The 22,922-nt window shown below is 70.2% G+C and carries 22 protein-coding genes and 1 tRNA gene; 9 read left to right on the top strand and 14 right to left on the bottom strand.

Annotation, left to right across the window (positions count from 1 at the left end; genetic code table 11):
- Positions 1-8: 8 nt before the first annotated feature.
- On the bottom strand, positions 9-1,562 hold the full coding sequence (locus tag OG210_RS23160; protein ID WP_328326101.1) for a DUF1254 domain-containing protein: 1,554 nt from the start codon (positions 1,560-1,562) through the stop codon (positions 9-11).
- Positions 1,563-1,834: 272 nt separating this feature from the next.
- Positions 1,835-3,745: an NAD-binding protein gene (locus OG210_RS23155; RefSeq protein ID WP_328326103.1), complete on the bottom strand. Its 1,911-nt coding sequence runs from the start codon at positions 3,743-3,745 to the stop codon at positions 1,835-1,837.
- Between the two features lie 383 nt (positions 3,746-4,128).
- Here OG210_RS23155 and OG210_RS23150 point away from each other — a divergent pair, with 383 nt between their 5' ends.
- Positions 4,129-5,220: a PP2C family protein-serine/threonine phosphatase gene (locus tag OG210_RS23150; RefSeq protein ID WP_371538543.1), complete on the top strand. Its 1,092-nt coding sequence runs from the start codon at positions 4,129-4,131 to the stop codon at positions 5,218-5,220.
- Between the two features lie 120 nt (positions 5,221-5,340).
- Positions 5,341-6,498, top strand: a complete 1,158-nt coding sequence (locus OG210_RS23145) for a HoxN/HupN/NixA family nickel/cobalt transporter (protein WP_371538541.1) — start codon at positions 5,341-5,343, stop codon at positions 6,496-6,498.
- A 45-nt stretch (positions 6,499-6,543) separates the two neighbouring features.
- Here OG210_RS23145 and OG210_RS23140 read toward each other — a convergent pair whose 3' ends face one another.
- From OG210_RS23140 to OG210_RS23120, 5 genes are all read right to left on the bottom strand, one after another.
- On the bottom strand, positions 6,544-7,137 hold the full coding sequence (locus OG210_RS23140) for a pyridoxamine 5'-phosphate oxidase family protein (RefSeq protein WP_328335401.1): 594 nt from the start codon (positions 7,135-7,137) through the stop codon (positions 6,544-6,546).
- 193 nt (positions 7,138-7,330) lie between these two features.
- Positions 7,331-7,579 (bottom strand): hypothetical protein, encoded by a 249-nt coding sequence (locus tag OG210_RS23135; protein ID WP_371538539.1) that lies wholly within the window; start codon positions 7,577-7,579, stop codon positions 7,331-7,333.
- 313 nt (positions 7,580-7,892) lie between these two features.
- Entirely contained in the window at positions 7,893-8,078 is a 186-nt protein-coding gene (locus OG210_RS23130; protein WP_328326108.1) for a hypothetical protein, read from the bottom strand.
- A gap of 258 nt (positions 8,079-8,336) precedes the next feature.
- Positions 8,337-8,633 carry a DUF3303 family protein gene (locus tag OG210_RS23125; protein ID WP_328326110.1) on the bottom strand — a complete coding sequence of 99 codons (297 nt, stop codon included), beginning with the start codon at positions 8,631-8,633 and terminating at the stop codon, positions 8,337-8,339.
- 246 nt (positions 8,634-8,879) lie between these two features.
- Positions 8,880-8,954 (bottom strand) — tRNA-Val (locus tag OG210_RS23120).
- Between the two features lie 218 nt (positions 8,955-9,172).
- On the opposite strand from OG210_RS23120, the gene OG210_RS23115 reads away from it, so the two are divergent.
- The 5 genes from OG210_RS23115 (at position 9,173) to OG210_RS23095 (ending at position 13,544) form a co-directional block, all read left to right on the top strand.
- The gene (locus tag OG210_RS23115; protein WP_371538537.1) at positions 9,173-9,946 is read left to right on the top strand and encodes a DUF4097 family beta strand repeat-containing protein; all 774 of its coding nucleotides are present in this window, start codon (positions 9,173-9,175) and stop codon (positions 9,944-9,946) included.
- 134 nt (positions 9,947-10,080) lie between these two features.
- Positions 10,081-11,373, top strand: a complete 1,293-nt coding sequence (locus OG210_RS23110) for a hypothetical protein (protein WP_371538535.1) — start codon at positions 10,081-10,083, stop codon at positions 11,371-11,373.
- A 235-nt stretch (positions 11,374-11,608) separates the two neighbouring features.
- The gene (locus OG210_RS23105) at positions 11,609-12,277 is read left to right on the top strand and encodes a bifunctional 4-hydroxy-2-oxoglutarate aldolase/2-dehydro-3-deoxy-phosphogluconate aldolase (protein WP_328326116.1); all 669 of its coding nucleotides are present in this window, start codon (positions 11,609-11,611) and stop codon (positions 12,275-12,277) included.
- Positions 12,274-13,281, top strand: a complete 1,008-nt coding sequence (locus tag OG210_RS23100; protein ID WP_371538533.1) for a sugar kinase — start codon at positions 12,274-12,276, stop codon at positions 13,279-13,281. The genes OG210_RS23105 and OG210_RS23100 overlap by 4 nt, the downstream gene beginning before the upstream one ends.
- Positions 13,282-13,322: 41 nt before the next feature.
- Positions 13,323-13,544 (top strand): zinc ribbon domain-containing protein, encoded by a 222-nt coding sequence (locus OG210_RS23095; protein ID WP_328326120.1) that lies wholly within the window; start codon positions 13,323-13,325, stop codon positions 13,542-13,544.
- Positions 13,545-13,588: 44 nt separating this feature from the next.
- Here the strand turns inward: OG210_RS23095 and OG210_RS23090 are convergent, their stop codons facing one another.
- Positions 13,589-13,960: a hypothetical protein gene (locus OG210_RS23090; RefSeq protein WP_328326122.1), complete on the bottom strand. Its 372-nt coding sequence runs from the start codon at positions 13,958-13,960 to the stop codon at positions 13,589-13,591.
- Between the two features lie 209 nt (positions 13,961-14,169).
- Here OG210_RS23090 and OG210_RS23085 point away from each other — a divergent pair, with 209 nt between their 5' ends.
- Positions 14,170-14,508, top strand: a complete 339-nt coding sequence (locus OG210_RS23085) for a hypothetical protein (RefSeq protein ID WP_328326124.1) — start codon at positions 14,170-14,172, stop codon at positions 14,506-14,508.
- On the opposite strand, the gene OG210_RS23080 is transcribed toward OG210_RS23085, so the two are convergent.
- Genes OG210_RS23080 through OG210_RS23070 form a run of 3 tightly spaced genes read right to left on the bottom strand, consistent with a single transcriptional unit; the run spans position 14,435 to position 19,070 of the window.
- Positions 14,435-15,340: an HAD family hydrolase gene (locus tag OG210_RS23080; RefSeq protein WP_328326126.1), complete on the bottom strand. Its 906-nt coding sequence runs from the start codon at positions 15,338-15,340 to the stop codon at positions 14,435-14,437. The genes OG210_RS23085 and OG210_RS23080 overlap by 74 nt on opposite strands.
- Entirely contained in the window at positions 15,337-17,886 is a 2,550-nt protein-coding gene (locus tag OG210_RS23075) for a phosphoribosyltransferase (RefSeq protein ID WP_371538530.1), read from the bottom strand. The genes OG210_RS23080 and OG210_RS23075 overlap by 4 nt, the downstream gene beginning before the upstream one ends.
- On the bottom strand, positions 17,886-19,070 hold the full coding sequence (locus OG210_RS23070; RefSeq protein ID WP_328326130.1) for an HpcH/HpaI aldolase/citrate lyase family protein: 1,185 nt from the start codon (positions 19,068-19,070) through the stop codon (positions 17,886-17,888). Before OG210_RS23070 ends, OG210_RS23075 begins: the two co-directional genes overlap by 1 nt.
- 204 nt (positions 19,071-19,274) lie before the next feature.
- Here OG210_RS23070 and OG210_RS23065 point away from each other — a divergent pair, with 204 nt between their 5' ends.
- The gene (locus OG210_RS23065) at positions 19,275-20,102 is read left to right on the top strand and encodes a TerD family protein (protein WP_328326132.1); all 828 of its coding nucleotides are present in this window, start codon (positions 19,275-19,277) and stop codon (positions 20,100-20,102) included.
- Between the two features lie 37 nt (positions 20,103-20,139).
- On the opposite strand, the gene OG210_RS23060 is transcribed toward OG210_RS23065, so the two are convergent.
- The 3 genes from OG210_RS23060 to OG210_RS23050 all read right to left on the bottom strand — a co-directional run bounded on the left by OG210_RS23060 (position 20,140) and on the right by OG210_RS23050 (position 22,897).
- The gene (locus OG210_RS23060) at positions 20,140-20,874 is read right to left on the bottom strand and encodes a Tellurium resistance (RefSeq protein ID WP_371538528.1); all 735 of its coding nucleotides are present in this window, start codon (positions 20,872-20,874) and stop codon (positions 20,140-20,142) included.
- A 162-nt stretch (positions 20,875-21,036) separates the two neighbouring features.
- Positions 21,037-22,179, bottom strand: coding sequence for a DUF475 domain-containing protein (locus OG210_RS23055; RefSeq protein WP_328326136.1), 1,143 nt, complete (start codon positions 22,177-22,179; stop codon positions 21,037-21,039).
- 142 nt (positions 22,180-22,321) lie between these two features.
- Complete coding sequence (locus OG210_RS23050; RefSeq protein WP_266857441.1) at positions 22,322-22,897, bottom strand: TerD family protein; 576 nt, start codon at positions 22,895-22,897, stop codon at positions 22,322-22,324.
- Positions 22,898-22,922: the final 25 nt, after the last annotated feature.

Here is a 22,922-nt window from a genome sequence, read left to right as displayed (position 1 = left end):
CCCGGGTCTCAGACAGCCCCCGGCTCCCGTTTGGGGGTGATGGGCGGGATCTCGTAACTCCCGTCCAGGACGGACTGCTCCGGCGTGTAGAGGCGGAGCATCGGCCGGAAGTCGCCCTCCGGCGCGGGCAGCCAGTTGGCCGCCTCCGCCGGGTCGGTGGGACGGTCCTTCTGGATGTGCAGCGTCAGCGACCCGTCGTCGCCGTACACCAGGCCCGGCGTGCGGTCGCCGATGGAGTAGCGGTCCGCCGGGTTGGCCACGAGGAAGTAGTCCGGCGAGTCGTACATGGTCACGGACCAGAACGACCGTACGGGCGGCGGACTTTCGAAGCGCAGCGTGTACTTCCTGGAGCCGTTGAGCCAGTGGCCGTCCGCGTCCTCGAAGGTGTGCGCGTACACCGCTTCGTAGCCGTGGTTGCCCCACAGACCGACCCGCGCGGCGACCGCCCTGGTCAGATACGACGACGTCCGGTCCTCGATGCGCCACTCCGGGGAGTCATGGGTCCCCACCCCGAACCAGTCGAGGTTGTAGTCGAAGAGGTGCGGGTTCATCTCCCAGGCGCCGGGGGCCCGGGTGCCGTCCACCCCCGTCCGGCTCGCCCTCTCGACCCGCGCCGCTCCGCGCTTCAGCCCTTCGGTGAGCGCGTGCAGGAGCTCGGGGGTGGGGCGGGTGTACGGCGACGGCCCCTCCTCCAGTAGCTGCAGCGGCTGGAAGCGGTCCTGGTAGGCGCAGTCGTCGGCCGACGGCGGGAAGGCCGCCATCCAGACCCGCAGCTTCTCGAAGAAGTGCAGCGGTTCCGGCACATCGGGGTCGGTGGCCGGAAGCCAGGTGTGGTGCATGAACTCTTCGAGGACCCGGAGCGTGAGCCGCTTCTGCAGCCCGTGCACACGCGGCAGGTCGTCGGGGCCCGCGCAGGCGAAGCGGCCGGCGATCGAGACGATCGTGGTCGGCGCGTCGATCACCCCGGTCATCCCCTCGGGGGTTTCACCGGCCCAGCCGGGCGGCACGATCAGCCACTTGGTCTCGCCGGTGCCGGTCGCACGGCGGCCCACGTAGGCGAAGTTGTTGCTCCACGCGTCGATGAACTGCAGTACGTAGTACGCGCCGAGCGTGTCGGGCACGTGCAGCCGCAGCGGGCCGCCTGAGAGGTCGAGCTGCGCGATCGAGTACACCGTGTCGTTGTTCACGGACACGAAGTGCGCGTCGGGGGTGGCGAGCCGCGAGGAGTGCGCGAACTCGTTGAAGGAGGCGGACGGCAGCGAACCGAACCCCTCGTGGAGGGCGGCCTGGACCATCGACAGGTCGAAGACCAGTGGATACCCGTAGATGTACGCCTCGGCTGCCAGCTCCGTGAGATCGGAAGGGGCGGGGGGTACGGCGGGTCCGGGGGGCGCGGCGGGCTCGTCGGACTCGGCCGGGACACCGGGGCCGGTGGGACTTGAGACGTCCGGGTGACCTGAGGGCTCTGCGCGATCAGGACGCTCTGCCTGATCCGAGCGACCTTCGTGATCAGGGCGGTCGGGGCGGTCGGCCTGATGGGAGCCGTCGGCTTGGTCGGTCACTTCGGACTCCTCTCGGCCGCGCACAGGCGCGCGGGAGCGCGGGGGCGGCCGCGGGAACTCTCGGATTCACGCGCCCGCCACAGTCCGGTGAGGTGTTCCGGCCCTGGTGGACCCGATGCCGCTGCCCTCCCGGTGACAGCTCCGAGCCTCCGCGAGCGCCCGCCGCGCAACCAGCGGAGCGCGGCCATCCGGGTGAAGCCGAGGCCCGGGCCGAGGCCGGGAAGGGCCCGGCCCGACCGGCCCCCCTACGCCCCCTACGCCCCCTGCGCCCCCTACGGCTCCACCACCACACGGGGCTGCCGCCTGCCCAGCAGATCGCCCAGGCCCTGCCGGGTCCCCGCGATGACGACCCGGTCCTCGGGGCGCAGGACATAGCTCTGCGGCAGGTTCCAGACCAGCTCGGCCTTGCGGCTCTCCCCGTCCGGTGAGCGGGGCGCGGACAGATCGGCGCGGCGCTCGTCCGGGTCCGCGGGATCGAGCGCGAGGATCCGCCAGGCGCCCTCCCGGAAGACCTCGCCGAGGGTGCGGCCCTCCAGCAGGGGGTGGCCCGCGACATCCACCGCGGCGAACAGCAGCACCTGACGCTCGACCGGCATGGCGCCGAGGATCTGGCGGCCCATCATCGCCGCGGCGAAGGCGGGCGCGGCCAGCGTGGAGACGCTCCGGCTCCGGGTGACCGCCTGCGGGTGGGCCGCTCGCAGCGTACGGAAGACGGCGGAGGCGAACGTGTCGTCGAAGAGCCGCATCGCCACCCGGAGGTCGGGCTTCACCGTGCGGGCGTAGAGCGCCGCCTCCAGGTTGGTGATGTCGGCGCTGGTGAGCGCGAGCAGTGCGCGGGCCCGTTCGATCTTGGCGGCCTCCAGCACGCCCTCCGTGGTCACGTCGCCGATCACGATCGGTACCCGCAGCCGCCGCGCCAGGGCGACCCCGCGCGCCTCCGGGTCGGCCTCCACACACACGACGGGGATGTCCAGCTCCCGCAGCCGGGCCAGCACCCGTGAGCCGATCTTGCCGAGCCCGAGCAGGACGACGTGCCCGGAGAGCCCGCGCGGCGGGCGGCGCAGCGCGGCGGCGGTGCGGAAGGTACCGAGCCCTTCCAGTACGGCCGCGACCAGCACCGGCAGCAGCAACAGCCCGGTCAGCCCGGACAGCATCTGGAGCACCTGGCGGCTGGTGGGCTCGCCGATCGCGGGATCGTCGATCGCGAAGATGTCGAGAATCGTCAGGTACGCGGCGTGTTTCGGCGGCTCATCCGTGGTCAGCCAGGAGGCGACGGCCAGACCGAGCACCGAGGCGAAGATCCCGAAGAGGGACCAGCGCAGCCGGCGCGAGAACACCTGCCCGAGGGGCGCGCCGCGGCCGGCCAGCCTGCCCGGGGAGAGGTCGGGCCCCTGGTAGGAGACCGCTTCCAGGACGACCGTTCCCCGCCCGGTCGCCGCACTGACGGATGCCTCGTCGGGGAGGAGCTGGGGTCCGGTCTCGCCGCCGCTGTCCGAACCGTCGGCTCCTCCCGGGTCGCCGGTGGTCGAGGAGAGCAGCGCCAGGGTGCACAGGCCGGGGTCGGTGGCCGGCCCGTACGGGACGGCCGGCGGCCGCTCCACGGCGCGCAGCAGCAGTCCGTCGGCATGGACGACCTTGCTCGTACCGGCCACGGCGGTCGCCGCGAGGGCCGGGGCCGCGGTGTCGGCGTCCGACAGTACGGTCGTGGTGGCGTCGGCCTGGTCCCGGTCCATGTCCGGGGCGCTGACGGCGGCCGCCTGGTCGAGCAGTTCCTCCAGATGCTGGCCGAGCTTGCGGTTGTAGAGCCGGATCACCAGCCGCAGCCGGGGGTTGAGCCGCCGGGCGGCGAGCGCGGCCCGGATGTTCGCCTCGTCGGCCTGGTGGACGAGCGCCAGCGCTGACGCCTCTTCCACCCCGGCGCGCAGCAGCACCTCGTCGTCCAGGCCGGGCGCTTCGAGCAGCCGGTCGGCCACCGCGTCACGGTCGCCGGACTGCGGGCCGGCGACGACGCGCGACATCCGCCCGAAGAGCGCGGAGGCCCGCCCGACCGGGGTGAGTTGGGTGTGCGCCGGGACACCCGCCGCTCCGGCCGGCGGTACGACGAGGGTCACCGTCTCCCGGTACACACCGCGCAGCTCGGCGGCGAGCCGGTGGGCCAGGCCGTCGTCACCACAGACGATCATGTGGCCGTCGGGGGAGCTCTGTTGGCTCTGATTCGGGAGTGAGTACACGTCAACAGAGACTGCCCCATGGGGGTGTTCGGTTTCACACGCGGGTTCGGGAGGGCTCAGGAGGGTCTCGGCGGGTGTTCGGCCGGTCCGTACAGCCGGCCTCGATTCCATAACGTCGGGCGACTCCGATGCTTCGCAAGGGAAACCTTTGCATAGCCTAAACATCTAAGGTGGCCCCCGGGAACGCACCCCGGTACGCGCTGAGAGCGCGTCCAGGAGCGCACATACGTGCCCTCACGTGCAACGGAACCGCACAGATGTCCGTCTGACAGCTTTGGAGGGCCGAGCAGCCACCACCCGCCCGCTATTCGCCCGCCACACCACCGGAGAACCCCGTGCCAGAGGAGAAGAGTCCCGCGTTCGCCTCGCTGTCGGTCCTGCCGTTCGCGGTGATGGCCGTGGTCGCCGGGGTGGACATCTCAGCGGGTTCGAGCGTCGGATTCCTGCCGCTGATCTCGCTCGGACCGGCGTTCGCCGGGCTGGTCGGCGGCTGGCGGCGCACGGCCGCCATCGGGGTGCTGGCCCTCGTGCTCTGCTACTCACTCGCCTGGCACGACGGGGCGTTCCACGCCAGGCGCGGATACACCGCGATGTCGTCGGTGCTCGGCGTGACCATCGCCGGGGTCGCGGCCGCCGTCATGCGCCAGCGCCGCGAGGCGGAGCTGGCCAGCGTGCGTACCATCGCCGAGGTCGCCCAGCGGGTGCTGCTCCGCCCGGTGCCGCACCGAGCGGGTCATCTGCGCGCCGCCGTCTCGTACACATCGGCCGTCGCGGAGGCGCACATCGGCGGGGATCTGTACGAGGTGGTCGCCGCCCCGGACGGGGTGCGCGTGATCGTCGGGGACGTACAGGGCAAGGGGCTGGAGGCCGTCGAGACCGCGGCCGTGGTCCTCGGCGCCTTCCGGGAGGCCGCGCACGACGAGCCGGACCTGGCGGGGGTCGGAGCCCGCGTCGAACGGTCCGCGGACCGGGCGCTCCAGGGTGAGAAGTTCGTGACGGCGCTGATCGCGGAGATCAGCCCGGACCGGGGCGCGGTGTTCCTCAACTACGGGCATCCGCCACCCCTCCTCGTACGGGCGGACGGCTCCGCGCACTTCCCCGAGCCGGCGGACTACGCGCTCCCGCTGGGCCTCGGCGTCCACGGGACCGAAGGGCCACAGCCGTTTCAGGTCGCCTTCGGCCCCGGCGACCAGCTGCTCCTCTATACCGACGGGGTGACCGAGGCCCGGGACCGCGACGGGGCCTTCTACCCCCTGGGAGAGCGGCACCAGCTCCTGGGGGACGATGATCCCGAGCGTGCGCTGGAGCGCCTGCGCAAGGACCTGGTGCAGCACACCGCGGGGCCGCTCCAGGACGACGCGGCCATGCTGCTGCTCCGGCACCGGGACGACGGCGCCGTCAGCAGCACCCGGGACACGGCCCGGTAGCAGCGCGGGGACGCCGTAACCACGGAAACGCACCCTGACCTGCCTTTACTGCACCTTGGTTGCTATTGCGAGCTGATTGCAATTGGCTGTCTACGGCATATCGAACCGGAAGGCAGCACCATGAGCACCACGTCCACCGCACCACCCCCGACCCCCACGCGACGCCGGCGTCTGCAGATGTCGATGACGCGCCAGGAGTGGACCCGGCTGGGCGGCATGGGCGCGTTCATCGTGGCGCTGCACGTCGTCGGGTGGCTCACGCTCGTGACGATCGTGGCTCCCGAGCACTACAGCCTCGGTACGAAGTCGTTCGGCATCGGGATCGGTGTCACCGCGTACACCCTGGGGATGCGGCACGCCTTCGACGCGGACCACATCGCGGCGATCGACAACACCACCCGCAAGCTGATGAACGAGAAGCAGCGCCCCCTGTCGGTGGGCTTCTGGTTCTCGCTCGGGCACTCCAGCGTCGTGTTCGTCCTGGCGTTCCTGCTGTCCCTGGGCGTGAAGGCCCTCGCGGGCCCGGTGCGCGACGACAACTCCCAGCTGCACAACGTCACCAGCCTGATCGGCACGACCGTCTCCGGGTTCTTCCTCTACCTGATCGCGGGCATCAACGTCCTCATCCTGGTGGGGATCTGGAAGGTCTTCCGGAAGATGCGCTCGGGCGACTTCGACGAAGCCGCCCTGGAGGAGCACCTGAACAACCGGGGCCTGATGAACCGGCTTCTGGGGCGCGTGATGAAGTCGATCACCAAGCCCTGGCAGATGTACCCGCTCGGGCTGCTCTTCGGCCTCGGCTTCGACACCGCCACGGAGATCGCCCTGCTCGTCCTGGCAGGCTCCGGCGCCGCGTCCGGGCTGCCCTGGTACGCGATCCTCTGCCTGCCGGTGCTGTTCGCGGCCGGCATGTGCCTGCTGGACACCATCGACGGCTCATTCATGAACTTCGCGTACGGCTGGGCGTTCTCGAAGCCCGTCCGCAAGGTCTACTACAACCTCACGATCACCGGCCTCTCGGTGGCGGTCGCGTTCATCATCGGTACGGTCGAACTGCTCGGCCTGCTCACCCAGAAGCTCGGCCTGCACGGCGCCTTCTGGGACTGGGTGGGCGGACTGGACCTGAACATCGTGGGGTTCGTGATCGTCGGGCTGTTCTTCGTGACCTGGCTGGTGGCCATGGCGATATGGAAGTTCGGCCGCATCGAGGAGAAATGGACAGCGGGCCTCAGCCCGGCGGGCCCGGGCCCGAACCGGATGGCCGGGGAAGCCGAGTAGAGCGGCAGGGCGGCAGGGCGCAGTTCCCCGCGGCGTTATTGGGCGCTATTCGGTAGGAGACAGCGCCGGCAGCGGCAACGGCAGACCCGGCAGGCCGTCGATGCTGGTCGCGATGTGTTCCTTCTTCTGGAAGTACGCGTCGAGCGACTCATCGGTTTCACGTGCGAAGCGCGATGCGTGCAGCGGGCGGTCCTCGTCATAGGTCAGGAACGGGACGGCGTATCCGCAGGTGTCGCGGATCTTCTCGGCGGTCACGACGATGATCGCGCGCAGACCGTGCCGGGCCGGGTCGATGTCCGGGAAGTGCCCCATCAGCTCGCACCAGCGTGCGTCGTCGCGGAAGACAGGCTCTCCGCGGCCGTGCACACGCACGATGTTGGGCGGACCGTCGAAGGCGCACCACATCAAGGTGATGCGGCCGTTCTCGCGCAGATGGGCAATGGTCTCGGCATTGCTGCCGGCGAAATCGAGGTAGGCCACGGTGAGCTCATCGAGCACCGCGAACGATCCGTTCAGGCCCTTGGGCGAAAGATTGACGGTGCCGTCGCCGTCCAGCGGCGCCGTCGCGGTGAAGAAGATGTGCTGCGCCTCGATGAAGTCACGCAGCCTGCCGTCTATCCGCTCGTAGCTCTTTCCCATGGGCCGATTATGGCGGGCCGGGGTCACCCTGGCACCTGTGATTCAAGCCCGCCCGGGCACGGGTCCCCCGAGGTCAGCTCTTCGCAGTGAGGTCAGCTCTTCTGCGGCACGGCCCGTATCGGGGCTGTGCTCGCGCAGCTGGTGGCGGTGCGGGCGGGGGCCGGGGTCGCCTGACCGCTGAACGCGCGCTTCTTCATGCGGCGTCGCTCTGGTCGTCGCCGGGAGGCTGCTCGTCCTGTTTCCCGGCCTCGCCCGGGTCTCCTGTCGGCCGGGTCAGGCCGTCGTCATAGCGCTGGAAGGGCTCATAGTGCGATTCGCGCCTGATCACCGCCTCCAGGCATTGCTCAGCGATGTGTTGGCCCCCCTCGAGTTCGACCATTCGCTCTTCCGGCAGGGACTCGCCGCAGCCACAGGCGCACGGCACCTCTGAAGGTTCTGCCACGCGTCCGATGGTCGGCGGCCGACTGGGTCGCCGGCAGGGGGCCTGCCGGGTCGCACGGGCGCGCGGGGCGGGCGCGTTGCACGTCCCGCCTCGCGCGTCCCAGCAGCGGGGCGACTTGTCGGTCGCCCATCGCGGCGCCGGCTGCCGTGGCGGTGTTCGCATCGACGATCTGCCGGGCGTACGCGATGAGTTCGAGGTCGTCGAAGGTCAGTCACGGCTCGGAATCGTCACGCCCGGAAGCGTACGCGCGGCCCGCAGAACCGCCGCTGCCCACCTCGGCCGAAGGCCCCTGCGCCGTCGGGCCGCTGAGTAACTAGGCGACCTTGCCGACGACTGTGGAAGACACCGAAGAGCCCTGCGCCGGGGGCCACTGAGTGGCCACGGTCTGACGGGTGGATCCGTGAGACTCAGCCGCGGCCTGCCAGGTCAGGCCGATCACCGACAACGAAAGTACCGCTGAAACGGCGACAGCGGTCAGCTTCTTCTTACCGTTGTTCATATGTTCCCCTCAGCACCTCAACCAGCAGGCAGAATCAGTCGGTTGGTGGCCAACCCCTCGCTGGTCAGGCGATCGATTATGCGATGGCGCGTCAGATTAACATGGCATGCACATGCGCCTGTGGCGCATGACATCACCTGCCGGTGACCGCGCGCCGCCGTCCGCCCATCCGCGAGTGCACCAGCGGAAACGGGTGCCACGGCGAATCCTGGGGATCAACGTGGCACCCGTGGTGCACCGTGCAGGCGACTGACAAGGTCAGCCCTTCTGGAGTGCGGCCAGGCCCTTCTGCATGTCTTCGGTGTTCATCACCGGCTGGATCTCGATCTCCGCGCCGAGTTCCTGGAAGAGCGGCTCCGCGATGGCGGGCAGCAGCGAACTGTCCTGCATGTCGAAGACAAAGGTGCAGGCTCGCCCACCCTTGACGGGGCCGAAGTAGGCCGCCTCGGGCTTGAGCCGTTCCGACATCGACTGCATGATCTTCTGCAGTGTGCCGTTCTTGACTGCCTCATTCGAGAGCTGGGTGTCCATACGCGCCCGCAACATGACCCTCATTGCACCGCTCCTTCAGTCCACCGTGGCCGGCGCGGTCCCGTCCGCACTCCTTATGACTCGGTGACGTCCGGCTCAGCCTTTCTCCGGGCGATCAGGGCAGCAACATCTGGCCCTCCATTCGTGGCTGCCTGGTGCGATGCGGTGACATGCCGCACGGAGCACGCACGAGGGTGCGGCAAGACAGCGAAAAGCCCAGGCCAATCGAGCTCTGACCTGGGCTTATGTGCCTGACCTGGCTGGTCACACTGGTGGGCGCGGACGGTTTCGAACCGCCGACATCTGCTTTGTAAGAGCAGCGCTCTACCCCTGAGCTACGCACCCGTGGATGAAGCAACAGGGTACATGGCCCCGGGCCCCCGTTCGCAAACCTGTTGCAGGGGCCATGGAACGCCCCGGTGCGCCCGCCCCGGTGCGATCCCGTCAGCCCGTACGACCGGGGGATAACCCCACCCCCGGTCCGGTGGGTCGCAGGATCGTGCCGGGGTGGGGGCCGTCCGTACCGTTGGGGCTCTTCGGCAGGTTCGGTTCGATCTGGGGGAATGATCTACGTGGCACTCCGTCCTCGTACGCTTGTCGCGGCCGGAGGGGCCGTTCTTGTTTCCGTCGCCCTGAGCGGGTGCGGCTCCGATCCTTCGGACGCGCCCGCCGAGCACAAGTCCTTCGCGCTCAGCGGGAAGACCCTGACCATCCACGCCAACGACTCCGCCATCGAGCTGGTGCCCGCCGATGTGAAGTCCGTGCAGGTCACCCGGAATGTCGACGGGTGGGTCTTCGTGGGGAACGGACCCGACTCCTCCTGGTCCATGCGGGACGGCACACTCAGCCTGAAGGTGAAGTGCAGCGCCCTCATCAGCAACTGTTCGGCGCGCCACCGGATCAAGGTTCCGCGCGGGGTCTCCGTGATCCTCAAGGACGACAACGGCTCCGTGACCGCCGCCGGGTTCGACACCCCGCTGAAACTCCGCTCGAACAACGGCAAGGTCACCGTCCGGGACTCCAGCGGAGCCCTGGACCTGAACAGCGACAACGGCAGCATCAACGCCGACGGCATCTCGTCCAGGCAGGTCACGGCGGACTCCAGCAACGGTGCGGTACGGCTGTCACTCACCGCGGTTCCCGACCGGGTGAAGAGCTACAGCAACAACGGGTCGGTCGAGATCGCGCTGCCGAAGGAGCCGGGGCTGGCATACAAGGTCGAGGCCCGGAGCAACAACGGGAGCACCAAGGTCGGTGTGCCCACGGACGACGCCAGTCGCCACTCCGTCACTGCGCGCAGTGACAACGGAAGGATCACTGTCCGAAGCGCGAACTGACCGGCCCGTGTGTTCGTTCCTACCTGGTGGGAGAATGGCCAGGGCAGGGCGGACCAGCACGGGAGAGGGATGTGACGGCAAGAGACGGACAGCCGTATGCGCGATCGAGTGCCGTCCGGGATGTCCTGACGCTCATGGCCCTCCCGGTGCCGTTGCTCGCCGGTCTGGCCGGCGCCTTCGCAGGTGGGGGCACGCGGCGCTGGTTCGGCGGGCGGGGTGAGAGCCAGCGGGCCGACGCTCAGGCCGCGAAGGACGCCGCGGCCGCCGCCTTCTACGACCTCGACACCGCTCAGCGCGATCTGCGGATCTCGATCGAGACGATCTCCGCGGTGGACAACTCGCCGGAGGCCCGTAAGGCCCTCTCCGACTTCGCCGAGCTGGGCCGGCGGATCGACGAGGTCAGCAGCTCGTACATCACCGCGGTCGACGCCCATGACCTGGACCGGGACGGTCTGGAGGGCTCCGCCCTGTCCCAGGCGCGTACGGAGCTGACCAGGGCCAAGGACGATCTCGTACGTGTGAAGGGCGAGCTCGACCGGTTCGGGCAGGGGCTCGGGCCGCTGCTCGGCAAGGCCGAGACGCAGCTCGCCCGGCTCGCGCCCGCCGTGGAACGGGCGCGGCAGGCGCTCCTCTCCGCGAGCAATGCTCTCGACTCGGTACGGGAATCCGGGCTGAAGGCCGACGACCTCGCCACCCGTCTCGCGCAGCTCGGGCCCGAGCTGACCAAGCTCAACCAGGGCGCAGGCCAGCACGGTGTGCAGGGCACCCTGGACCGCGCGGACAAGGTGATGCGTGACGCCGAAGCCGTACGGGCCGAGGCCGCCCGGCTGCCGGAGCGGGCCTCCGAGATCGACCGGCGCCTGGTGTCGCTCCGTACCCGCGCCCAGGCGCTCACCACCCGGGCCGGCACGGTCGCCCCGGTCCTCAGTGAGCTGCGGCGGCGCTTCACCGCGCCGTGCTGGCAGGACCTCCAGCATGTGCCCGAGCAGGCCGCCGTGTCCGTGCGGCAGGCGGAGGAGAAGCTCAAGGAGGCGACCCGGGCGCGCCAGGAGCAGCGCTGGCCCGACGCGACGTCCCTGCTCACGACGGTCAGGTCGCTGCTCAACAGCACCGACGAGGCGGTCTCGGCCGCCGGTGCGCGGCTCGAACGGCTCAACGCCGTGGCGAAGGATCCGCAGCAGGAGATCGAGCGCACCAGGTTCACGATCCGGGACGCGCAGCGGCTGGCGATGGCGGGCCGGAACACTCCCGACCCCCGGCACGCCCGTCCGCTGGACCAGGCGGTGGAGCGGCTGGACCGGGCGGTCGCGGGGCTGGAGGGCCGGCACCCCGACTACTGGCACTTCCTCACGGAGACCGAGGAGGTGCGGAAGACCGCCACGCACGTGGTCGAGCAGATCCGCGAGGAGCGCGGCACCGGCCACTGAGATGGGGTCGGCCCCTGAGCTGGGGGCGTCGGCCACTGAGCTGGGGTCGTCGGCCACTGAGCAGGGTCGGCCACTGAGCCGCTGGGGCTGGATCGAACTGGATTGGCCCCGGCTGCGGTGGATGGAGACGGTCGGCTCCGGGCTCGTCCGGGCTCGTCCGGGCTCATGGGGCCGAGGGGTCCTGTGGGAATCACCGGAGCACAGGAAGACAAGGAAAAGGCAGGAAGAGAACAGCATGGACCGCACGGACTTCACCGCCAGCCTCCGGAATGAGCGGCTGGTCGCCATCGTCCGCGGGTCGGACCCCGAGGCGGCCTTCAGGTCGGTCATGACGCTCGTCGAGAGCGGGATACCCCTGGTCGAGGTGTCGCTCAGCGGTACGGACGCCCTCGGGGTCATACGCCGGGCGCGGGCCGCACTCGGGGACGGCGCGTGGCTGGGCGCCGGCACCGTGCTCACCGCCGACGACGCACAGCGGGCCGCGGACGCCGGGGCCAACCTGATCGTGACCCCGGGGCTCGGCGCGGGCGTGGACGAGTCCGTACGTCGTGGGCTCCCCGTACTGTCCGGAGTCGTCACCCCCACCGAGGTCATCGCCGGTGTCGCGGCCGGCGCCACCGCGCTGAAGCTCTTCCCCGCCTCGGTGGGCGGCCCCTCCTATCTGAAGGCGCTGCGGGCCCCCTTCCCGGATGTTCCGTTCGTACCGGTGGGCGGGGTGGACGCGGCGGCCGCCGCCGAGTACCTGACGCTGGGTGCGGTCGCCGTGGGCGTCGGGTCACCGCTGATCGGGGACGCGGCTGACGGCGGGGACCAGGACGCGCTGCGGAAGCGGGCCGCCACGTTCCGAAACGTCGTGGAGAGCGTGCGGGCCACCGCGGCAGCGGCCACGGCGGTCCGGTCATGAATGTGTTCACCTTCGGCGAGACGATGGTCGCGCTGCGCGGCGACGGACAGCTGAAGCTGGGCGGCACCATGGCCGTCTCGGTCGCCGGTGCCGAGTCGAACGTGGCCATCGGCCTGGCCCGGCTGGGGCACCCGGTGCACTGGGCGGGCGCGGTCGGCGCCGACGAGGCCGGTGAACTGGTGCTGCGGACGCTGCGCGCCGAGGGGGTCGGCGTCACGGGCACCACGCGTGACGAGGCCGCGCCCACCGGGCTGCTCCTCTTCGAACCACGGCTGCCCGGCGTGACGCGGGTGCACTACTACCGTGCGGGGTCGGCCGGTTCGAGGATCGCGGCCGACGGCGTGGAGCGGGCCTTCACCACGTTCCTGGAAGCCGGAACCGAGGCGGACACCGGGACGGACACCGGCGCGAACACCAACAGCACCACCCGCGTGCTGCATCTGACCGGCATCACCCCCGCCCTCTCCCCCACCGCCCGCTCCGCCGCCGAGCGCGCCATGGAACTGGCCGCCGAGAACAACGTGTTGATCAGCCTCGATGTCAACTTCCGCACCCGGCTGTGGAGTACGGATGAGGCAGCGGCGGTGATGCGGGACTGGGCCCCGCGCGCCGACGTACTGATCGCATCCGACGACGAGTTGCCGCTCTGCCTGCCCGCCGGTTCCCCGGAAGATCCCGCCCGGCAGGCGGAAGCGCTGCTGGAGGCCGGAGCGGGCGAGGTCGTGGTCAAGCTCGGTGCGGCAGGCGCCACGGCGTACACCTTGCAGGGCGAGCTGCACGCACCTGCCCGTACGGTGCCGGTCGTGGACCCGGTCGGTGCGGGCGACGCGTTCGTCGCCGGGTATCTCTCGGCGCTGCTCGACGGTTCGGACACGGCGGGGCGGCTGGACCGTGCGGTGACCACGGGAGCGTTCGCGGTGGCCGCGTCCGGCGACTGGGAGGGCGCTCCGACCCGCGCCGAGCTGGGGCTCCTCGCAGCTGCGCCGGGAACAGTGGTGCGCTGAGGTGGTGCGCGGCGGCGCCCCGCACCTCTAATCTGGGCCTCATGCCCCGTTACGAGTACCGCTGCCGCTCCTGCGGCGACACATTCGAGATCAGCCGTCCGATGGCCGAGTCCTCGGCGCCCGCCACCTGCCCCGAGGGCCATGAGGACACGGTCAAGCTGCTGTCCGCGGTCGCCGTCGGCGGGTCCGCTGCCGCGGCTCCGTCCGGCGGGAGCGGCGGAGGCGGCGGTGGCGGGTGCTGCGGCGGAGGCTGCTGCGGCTAGTACCGAGGTCGGAGTCGCTCCTGGTGCACAGGATCACCGCGCCTTCAGTCCTGGGGAGGGAACGGAGCGGGCGGATGGACCGGCTGGTAGAGCCGTGTGAGGCCAGGCGGTTTGGCGGCGGGAATCCTCGCGAAATAGTAGGAGTCGGGGTCGCTGGTGAGGAGTGTCCCGAGCGCCGCTCCTCTGTAGCGGCCGTCCACACCGACGAGCATCGCCCCCGAATCTCCGTGCTCGGTCATGCGATCGACGGGACTGACCCGAATGAGATCCCTGTACGGCGAGAATTCTCCCTCGCCGTACGACTTCAGCATGGCGTGGACGGAGATGACGAACCCCCTGTGGAACGCGGTCATCATGCCCGCGAAAGCCACGTCGAGTCCGTAGGCCGGCCCGTGGTCCTCTTCCAGCTCCTCCACCTGTGGCACCTGGCTGATGTCGGTGATCGTGATGCTCTGGGTCTTCGAGGGCCAGACAAGGGCCCGCGGTCACCCGGGAGCAGTTCTGGCACTGCACGGGCGACTCCTACAGCCTCGCGCCGGGTGAGAGCAGGGAGGTCAGCTACACCGTCACCCACGGCAAACAGGACAGCAGCTCACAGTCCGACACCACCAACGCGTCCGTCGGCGTGAGCGCCAGTGCCGGCTGGGGCCCGTTCAGCGCGTCCGTCTCCGCCTCCCTGAGTGAGTCGTCCACGACCAGCCAGCAGCTCACGGTGTCCACCCAGACGACCTCCTATGTGTCCACCACCTTCCACAACCTCGGGGCCAACCCCGAGATGAACTTCTTCTGGCAGCTCACGGACGTCGCGACCGTCTACGACAAGGACGGCATACCCCTTTCGTCCGTGATCTTGGGCGAGGCGCCCGCGGTCGTCTCGGGACCGTGGGACGTCAAGGAGATCGAGGAGACGAAGGAACGGAAGGTCGAGAGGAAGGACCGCCACGATCGGCCCGGCCCTTCCTGACCGCCCCTGCGCCCGCCCCCCGCGCGGCACGGGTGAACTCCCGCAGGATCTCCTCGCCGGCCGCGACCCCGCGCCCGGCGGTCACCTCCACATGCGGCGCGCTCCAGCCCGCGTCCGCCAGTTCGCCGTGCGCGGGGCGCCAGCCCCGGTCGGCGGCCAGCAGCAGGTCCGCGTCCAGGAGCGAGTCGCCTGCGGCCAGGGTGAGTTCGGCGCCGGTGCGGCGGGCCACCTCGCGCACCGCCGCGCTCTTGGTGAGCGGCTTCGGCACCGCGTAGAGCTTGCGGCCCTGGAGCGAGACCGTCCAGCCGCGCGGCCCGGCCCACGCGGACAGCTCGTCCACCCAGCCCTCGGGCAGCAGGGCCCGTTCGACGACCAGATAGGCGAAGAGTTCCTCGGCCACCCGCTCCTTGAGCAGCCAGGCCGGATCGGCCGCGGACACCAGGTGGGCGCGCACCTCGGCCAGGGTGGCGCACTCGGCGGCCAGCCGCCGGGCCACAGCGGACTGCCAGCCCGCGTCGGACACCCCGTCGACCAGCAGATGGCCGCCATTGGCGCAGATCGCGAACCGCGGCGGCGGGCAGGGCAGCCGGATGCGGTGGTACTGCTCGCGCGTCCTCGTCGTCGTCGGTACGAAAAGGGTCTCGGCGGCGAGCGCGCCGAGCAGCCCGGCCGCGGTCTCCGTGACGTACGAGAGCGGCCTGCTCTCGTACACCTCGACGCACAGCAGCCTCGGCGCTTCGGCGTCCGGCATGGTCAGGCCGAGCGCGGGAGCCGAGTAGATGAGGGTGCGGTCCAGGTCGCTGGCGACGAGTACGGGCGCTGCCGGGTTCACGCCGTCACCGCCGCGGTACCGTCGGCGCCGGTCGCGCCGCGGGTGAAGCGCGGGTGGATCAGACCGACGCAGCTGTACGGCAGGCCGTCCACCTCCTCGACCGGCACGCCGCGCTGCTCCGCGAGGAGCCGTACGTGGTCGAGATCGGCGCCCGCACCGCTCCTCGCGAGGATCTTCCAGGGGACGCGGCGCAGCAGGACGCGTGTGGTCTCGCCGACCCCCGGCTTGACGAGGTTGACGTCGTGGATGCCGTACTCCTCGCTGATCCGCTCGACGGCCGCCCATCCCTCCCAGGTCGGCGCACGGTCCGCCGCCAACTGCTCCTTCGCCGCCGTGTCCACCGCATCGGACACCGCGTCGAAGCGGGCGGCGACGGCGTCGATGAAGTCGGCCGAGACGTCGGATTCCGCCAGCTCGCGGTAGAATTTCCCGCCGTGGAAGTCCTGGGGCCCGACCAGGTCGGCGCGGAGGACCGTACGCGAGATCAGTCCGGACACCGTGGAGTTGAGGCAGGCGGACGGGATGAGGAAGTCCTCCCGGGTGCCGTACGTCCGGACGCAGCCGCCGGGGTCGGCGAGGACCGCGATCTCCGGGTCGAAGCCGGGGAACCCGGCCAGCGCGTCGGCCAGTTCACGGGTGATGGCGCCCTTGCCGGTCCAGCCGTCGACGAAGACGACATCGGCCGGGTCGTGGTGTGCGGCCAGCCAGCGCAGTGCGTTGGCGTCGATGCCCCGGCCGCGCACGATGGACACCGCGTAGTGCGGCAGGTCCAGGCCGTGGCGGTGCTGGGCCCAGCGGCGCATCAGCACGCCGACGGGCGTACCGGCGCGCGCGAGGGAGACCAGAACCGGCCGTGCGGACCGCTCGGCGAGCACGGTCTCGGTGACCGTGCCGACGGCCTGCGCGATCCGCGGCGCCGAGGTCTCCAGCGCTGACCTGAACAGTTCCTGGTACTGCTCGCTCGGCTGGTACTCGACGGGCAGCGACTCGGCGTAGTGGGCACCGCCCGCCTGTATCGCCTCCTCGCGCTCCTCGGTGGGTGCCTCCAGCTCCACGTCGGAGAGGTCCTGGAGCAGCCAGCCGACATCTTCGGCTGCATAGGAGGAGAAGGCGGGGCCGCGCAACGGCTCGGGCATGGGGGCTGCTGCTTCCTGCTGTTCGGGAACGTGGGGCTGTACGGGGACGTGGGCCTGTCCGGGTACGTACCGCTGTGGAGGTACGTACGACGGGACGACCGCCAGCAGCACCTGCGGTACGTGCACGGCGAGTTGGGCCAGGAGACCGTCGGGGGCGTGCAGTTCGGGGGTGTCGGCGGCCGAGTCGACGACGAGGACCACCGCGTCGAAACCGCCGCCCGCCACGTTGTACGCGTAGCGGTCGCCCGGCCCGTCGCCGGGGCTGTCGTGCGCGGGGAAGACGAGGCCGGTCCGTATCGCGTAGCCGGGATCGTCCAGGGCGAGTACGGGCGAGCGGGTGGTGGTCGATGAGCGTACGTCGTGCCCGGCCTGCTCCAGCGCGAGGCCGAGGCGGAGCGGGGCGTACATCAGCTCCTCGAATCCGAGCACGAGAAGTCGCGGGGCGGGCGGGTTCGTGCCCGGTACGTCCGAGCCGGGCGCATCCCGCGCGTCCCGCGCCAGCGCCTCCGCGAGCCGCGCCGCCATCCCGGGCAGCGCGGCCTCCAGGGTGGTGCGGTGGCCGGGGGTGAAGCCGTGCCGCCCGCCGTCCGGCAGCCCGGCCGGCCAGCCGAGGTCCACCCGGACGGCCGGACCCGCGCCCCGGGCAACGGGGAAGTGGGGCTTGCGCCCCTCGTGCTCCTCGACCAGGCGGCGCCCCTTCTCCAGTACGCCGTCGGGCAGTTCCACCTCACCGCGTACCGACGTCAGCAGGTCGACCCGGGCGCCGATCTCCCGGCCGAAGTCCGTCAGCCGGTCCCGGTCGGCGGCCGACCGCATGTCGACCAGCGCGACGACCACGTACCACTGGCGCGGATACCGCTCGTGCAGATCGCGGATGGTGTTGAGCACCGTGTTGCCAGTGGAGAACTCGTCGTCCACGAGGACGAGCGGGCCGTCGCCCGTCAGGAGTTCCGGGTCCTCGGGCAGCAGCAGATGCGAGGTCGCGTGCGAGTGCGACTCCTCGAAGCCGCCCGCCCGCGCCACCCCGGCGACCTCGCGCCGGGTGGAGTGCAGATACGGCGCGAGGACCAGCCCGTCCGCGACCGAGTGGCCCAGACCCGTCGCGGTCTCCGCGTAGCCGAGGACGACCGCCTTGCGCGCGGCCTCGTCGCCGAGCAGCCGCCGTACCGCGAGGCCGAGCCCGTGGCCGTGGCCGTACACCGTCGAGGGGCGCTGCGGCACATGCTTGCCCAGCACGTTCGACACCAGCAGATGGGCGCGTTTCGGATTGCGCCGCAGCGCGAGGCCCAGCACCTCCCGGAGGCCGTCGTCCCCCGCGAGCCGCACACCGAGCCGGTCCGCGACCCATGTTCCCGACCAGACCACTTCGCCGTTCTCTCCTCTTCCGGTCTCTTCTCCCACGGTTCGCATCAGCCGGAGAGCCCGGCCGTGAGCAGTTCGACGAAGCCGATGTCTTCCCTCGCCACACCGAAGACCTCGGCCCGCAGGAGGGTCCGCTCGGCCCAGGCCCGGTGCGGCTTCACCTCGTTCATCTTGTTCGTGTACGCGGAGCGCAGTACGCCACCGCCGTCCCGGTCGGGCCGGACGATGTCACGGGCGTCGCTGAACTCCTCATGGCTGACGACCGAGAGGGCGTGTACCGGCATCACGTGCGAGGGGTGGATGCAGGTCTTCCCGAGCAGTCCGTTGGCGCGGTCGAGCCCGATCTCGCGCAGCAGTCCGTCCAGATCGTGCTCGATCAGGGTGGTGCGGAGCTGGTCGGCGCGGCCCTCCATGAAGGGGCTGCGGCGCAGCTGCGGCTTGAACATCCGTTCCTGGACGCGGAAGTACTCCCAGACCGGGCCGGTGATCGTGAAGCCCGTACCGTCCGAGCGGCCCAGGACGTTCACCACGTCGCCGATGATGGAGGCGACGATCTGGACGTCGTACGCGGTCATGTCGGGCGTCCTGCGCAGCCCGTACGCCGAGCAGAAGTCGGTGACACCGAGCCGGAGCGCGAGGATCCGGTCACGGTACTTGTCGACCGTGCGGGCTATCCCGGCGAGGGAGTCCGCCCGGGTCTCCAGGTGCAGCAGTTCGGGCGATTCGAGGACAGGCATGGCGAACAGCCGCCGGCCGCCCGCCGCCTCCGCCGCGGTGAGCGCCTCGAGGAAGGCCGTGCCGCGCTCCTCGGTGAACTTCGGCAGTACGAATCCGGACAGCAGCCGCGCCGAGGGGCCCAGCCTGCGGACCAGGTCGGGTATCTGATCCGGTTCGCGGACCCGGATGAAGAGCAGCGGCACGTCGTCCGCGTTCCCGGCGGGTCCGGCACACCTCGCGTCCAGCTCGGCGAACTGGCGGACCAGATTGACCTCGCCGTCGGCGACTTCGGCGTCGTCGATGGAGTCCTCCAGGCACAGCACCATGGAGACCACCCCGCGCGCGGCCTGTTTCAGCACGTCGTCGGCGAGCTGCGGCCGGGTGGCCGGGCTGTAGAGGGTGGCGCCGAGAGCGGCGGCGAGGACGGGTGCCGGAGACCCGGAGGTGAAGTCGGCCGGCTCCTGATGGAAGAGCTCCGACCGGACAAGGGGCGAGATATGCCCGAAATGATGCACAAGGTCCCCTCGTAGTGCCATGCCGTCCCGATGACGCGCGGCCGGTAATAGTACGTATGGACGCATGTCACTAGTTCCAACGGAGAGGGAATCCGGGCCGGCCTGCAACCGGCCTGCAACAGTCGTCCCGCCCGTCCCGACGGGATGTACCGGACTCGCCCCAAAGCGCCCCCACGTTGTCCGGGGCCACATGGGGAAGGCAGGATGACCGGCATGACGCACGCGATGATGAAGGGTTCGAACGTCCCGCTGGACGCCATGGCGGTACGGGCCGTCCTGCGCTGGACCCCGCGCCCCGACGTCCCCGACATCGACGCTTCCGCTCTGCTGCTCGGCCCCGGCGGGCGTGTGCGCTCCGACGAGGACTTCGTCTTCTACAACCAGCCGCGCCACCCGTCGGGTCTGGTGCGGCGGCTGCCGAAGAAGCGTGACGCCGAGGGACTCACCGACACGGTCGAGGCCGACCTGGCCGCTCTGGACCCCTCGGTGGAGCAGGTGGTGCTGGCCGCGTCGTCCGACGACGCACCCTTCCGCGCCGTACGGGATCTGCGGATCCTGCTGTACGACGCGGCGGCGCCGGCCGGGGACGGCACTCCGGCTCTGGCCGTCTTCGACGTACAGCCGGAGACCGGCGAGGAGACGGCGATGATCTGCGGCGAGCTGTACCGCCGCGGCGACCGCTGGAAGTTCCGGGCGGTGGGGCAGGGCTACCCGACCGGTCTGGTCGGTCTTGCCACGGCGTACGGCATCTCGGTCGACGAGAACGCCGAACCGGCCGGAGCGGACGGGGCCTCAGCAGGCGCGGCGGCAGAGCCCGGGCAGTCCGCACAGCCCGGCCCCACGGGCGCGACGGGCCCCACGGTCCCGTCGCCCGCCGGCTTCCCGCCGCCCCCGCAGTCGCCGCCGCCCGGCTACGGGTACCCGCAGGCCGTGCCGACCCGGCCCATGGCCCAGCCGGCCGCGGCGGCTGCACCCGCGCCCGATCCGTACTTCCGGCTGCCGCCGATGGGACCGCAGTTCCTGCCCAGGTGAGCAGGGCCGGCCGGTGAGCCGGTGAGAGCCGCCCGGCTCAGATCTTGGTCTTGTAGCCCCGGCCCCACTGGAGCCCCCAGCCGTACAGCCGGTCCAGCTCGGCCTGGAAGCCGTACACGAATTTCACCTCGCGGCGCACCACCATGTCGCCCTTGACCTTCTCGATGGCCAGGACCGCACACGAGCGTGCCTGCGGGTGGCGCTCGTCCAGCTGGATCTCGATGCGCGGGCCGTTGCTGGGGTAGAGCGTCACTACGGCGTGCGTACGGTCGAAGGCGGGCGTCTGGTCGTAGATGTAGACGAAGACCAGCAGCCGTTTGATCTCGTCCCGGTGGTCGAGGTTGACGTAGAGCGTCTCGCCGGACGGCGATCCGAACCGGTCGTCACCGCTGAGCTGCACATACGGCGCTTCGTTGAGTCCGCCGAGGAAGTTCCCCAGGGGCTGCACCACGCCCTTGGTGCCGTCCTCCAGCTCGTAGAGGCAGCCCAGGTCGAGGTCGACGTTCACGACGCCCTGGGTGTGCGCCTGGACGACGTCCGGCTGGAACATCCGGGACGGATGGCGCAGCAGGCTTCCTCGCTGCCGCGAGTTGCCGCCGAAGTCCGACGAACGCATCCGCCAGGACAGGTTCACTCGCAGGTTTCCGGTGGTGGCGCCCTGTTTGGTCAGTGAGACCACCGGGTGCCGCTTGGTCAGCTCGATCGAGTTGGACGCCGAGCTCCCCGAATCGAAGTGCGGCTTGTCCCGTCGAAGACTGTCCCAGAAGGCCATGTCCCACCCCCAGCTTGCTCGGTGACTCTTCCCCGGTTCTTCCCCGGACTTCTTCCCCCACGCGCACGAGCGCCCACACGCACACAGGCACGCGCACGGGGCGGTCAGGAGGCTTCCGCTTCCTGACCGCCCCGTTCAGAGCGTTCCGCAATCCGGTACGGGTCACACCCCGGACGGCACTTCTGTCCGGTCTCCGGAGCTGTCCCCGCCCTCCGCGGCGAGCCGCTTGTTCCTGCGGACCGACGACCAGAAGGACAAGCCGATCAGCACGACTCCGACGAGGCCGGTGATGACCTCGTTGATGTCGTACTGGATGGTGATGAGCAGGATCACCGAGAGCGCGCCGATCGCGTAGTGCGCGCCGTGCTCCAGGTAGACGTAGTCGTCCAGGGTGCCCTGGCGGACCAGGTAGACGGTGAGCGACCTGACGTACATGGCGCCGATGCCGAGGCCGAGCGTCATCAGCACGATGTCGTTGGTGATGGCGAAGGCGCCGATGACCCCGTCGAAGGAGAAGGAGGCGTCGAGGACTTCCAGGTAGAGGAACATGAAGAACGCGGCCTTGCCGGCCATCATGACCGCCGGCACGTTCGAGCCGGACTTCCTGGCCTTCTCCTCGGCCTCCTGCTCACGCTCCTCGTCCTCTTCGAGCCGGTTCTCGAAGTACCCGGAGAGCCCGCCCACCACGAGGTAGGCGATGAGCCCCGCGATACCGGAGACGAGGACCGTCTGCGCCTTGTCCGCGTGCACGCCGCCGTGCTGGTGGGCGTGGGTGGCGACGGTGAAGGAGGAGATCAGCAGCACGGCGAGCGCGATGCAGACCGACAGCATGTCGACCTTGCCGAGCTTGGCCAGCGGGCGCTCGATCCAGCGCAGCCACTGGATGTCGCGGTCCTCGAAGATGAAGTCGAGGAAGATCATCATCAGGAACATACCGCCGAAGGCCGCGATCGACGGGTGGGCGTCGGTGACCAGCTGCTGGTAGTGGTCCTTCTCGTTGATCGCGAGCTTCACCGCTTCGACCGGATTGATCTTGGCGCTGATGGCGACGATCACGACGGGGAAGACCAGTCGCATACCGAAGACGGCGATGAGCACACCGACCGTGAGGAAGATCTTCTGCCAGAAGGCATTCATCTTCTTCAGGATTCCGGCGTTGATCACCGCGTTGTCGAAGGACAGCGAGATCTCCAGGACGCCCAGGATCGCCACAATGCCCAGGGCGGTCCATCCGTCGTAGATCACCGCCACGGCGAGACCGACCACGGTGATCACGAATGACCACCCGAAGGTTTTCAGAAGCACTGGCTACCCCATCGTGTGTGTACGGGTTCCCCCGCGCGTCCGGCATGTTTCAAGACCTGCACTCCTCCCGGGGCACGAACCCTGGGTCCCCCGCACGGACCCCGGGAGATCTCCCGGACTTGAACCACGCCGGAAGAATGCTTTAGGAAACATTGACCCCGAAGTCTAGAGCGATGCCCCGCAGCCCCGACGCGTACCCCTGCCCCACGGCCCGGAACTTCCATTCGCCGCCGTACCGGTAGAGCTCGCCGAAGATCATCGCGGTCTCCGTCGAGGCGTCCTCGCTCAGGTCGTACCGCGCCAGCTCCTGGCCGTCGGCCTGGTTCACCACGCGGATGAAGGCGTTGGCCACCTGACCGAAGGTCTGGCCGCGGCTGTCCGCCTCATGGATCGAGACGGGGAAGACGATCTTGTCGCAGTGGGCGGGCACCTTGGAGAGGTCGACGATGATCGACTCGTCGTCACCCTCGCCCTCGCCGGTGAGGTTGTCACCGGTGTGCTCAACCGAGCCGTCCGGGCTGGTCAGCTGGTTGTAGAAGATGAAGTACTCGTCGCCGAGCACCCGGCCCGACTGGCACAGCAGCGCGCTGGCGTCGAGGTCGAAGTCCGCTCCGGTGGTGGAGCGTGCGTCCCAGCCGAGCCCGACCAGTACTTGCGTGAGGTTGGGTGCGGCCTTCGAGAGGGAGACATTGCCGCCCTTGGCGAGCGTTACGCCCATGATCGCTGATCCTCCCCGAGGTGTG

The organism is Streptomyces sp. NBC_00466 (assembly GCF_041433995.1).
Taxonomy (GTDB): Bacteria; Actinomycetota; Actinomycetes; order Streptomycetales; family Streptomycetaceae; genus Streptomyces.
The sequence above is the reverse complement of the archived record's forward strand: the minus strand, read 5'-3'. Positions and strand labels throughout refer to the sequence as shown.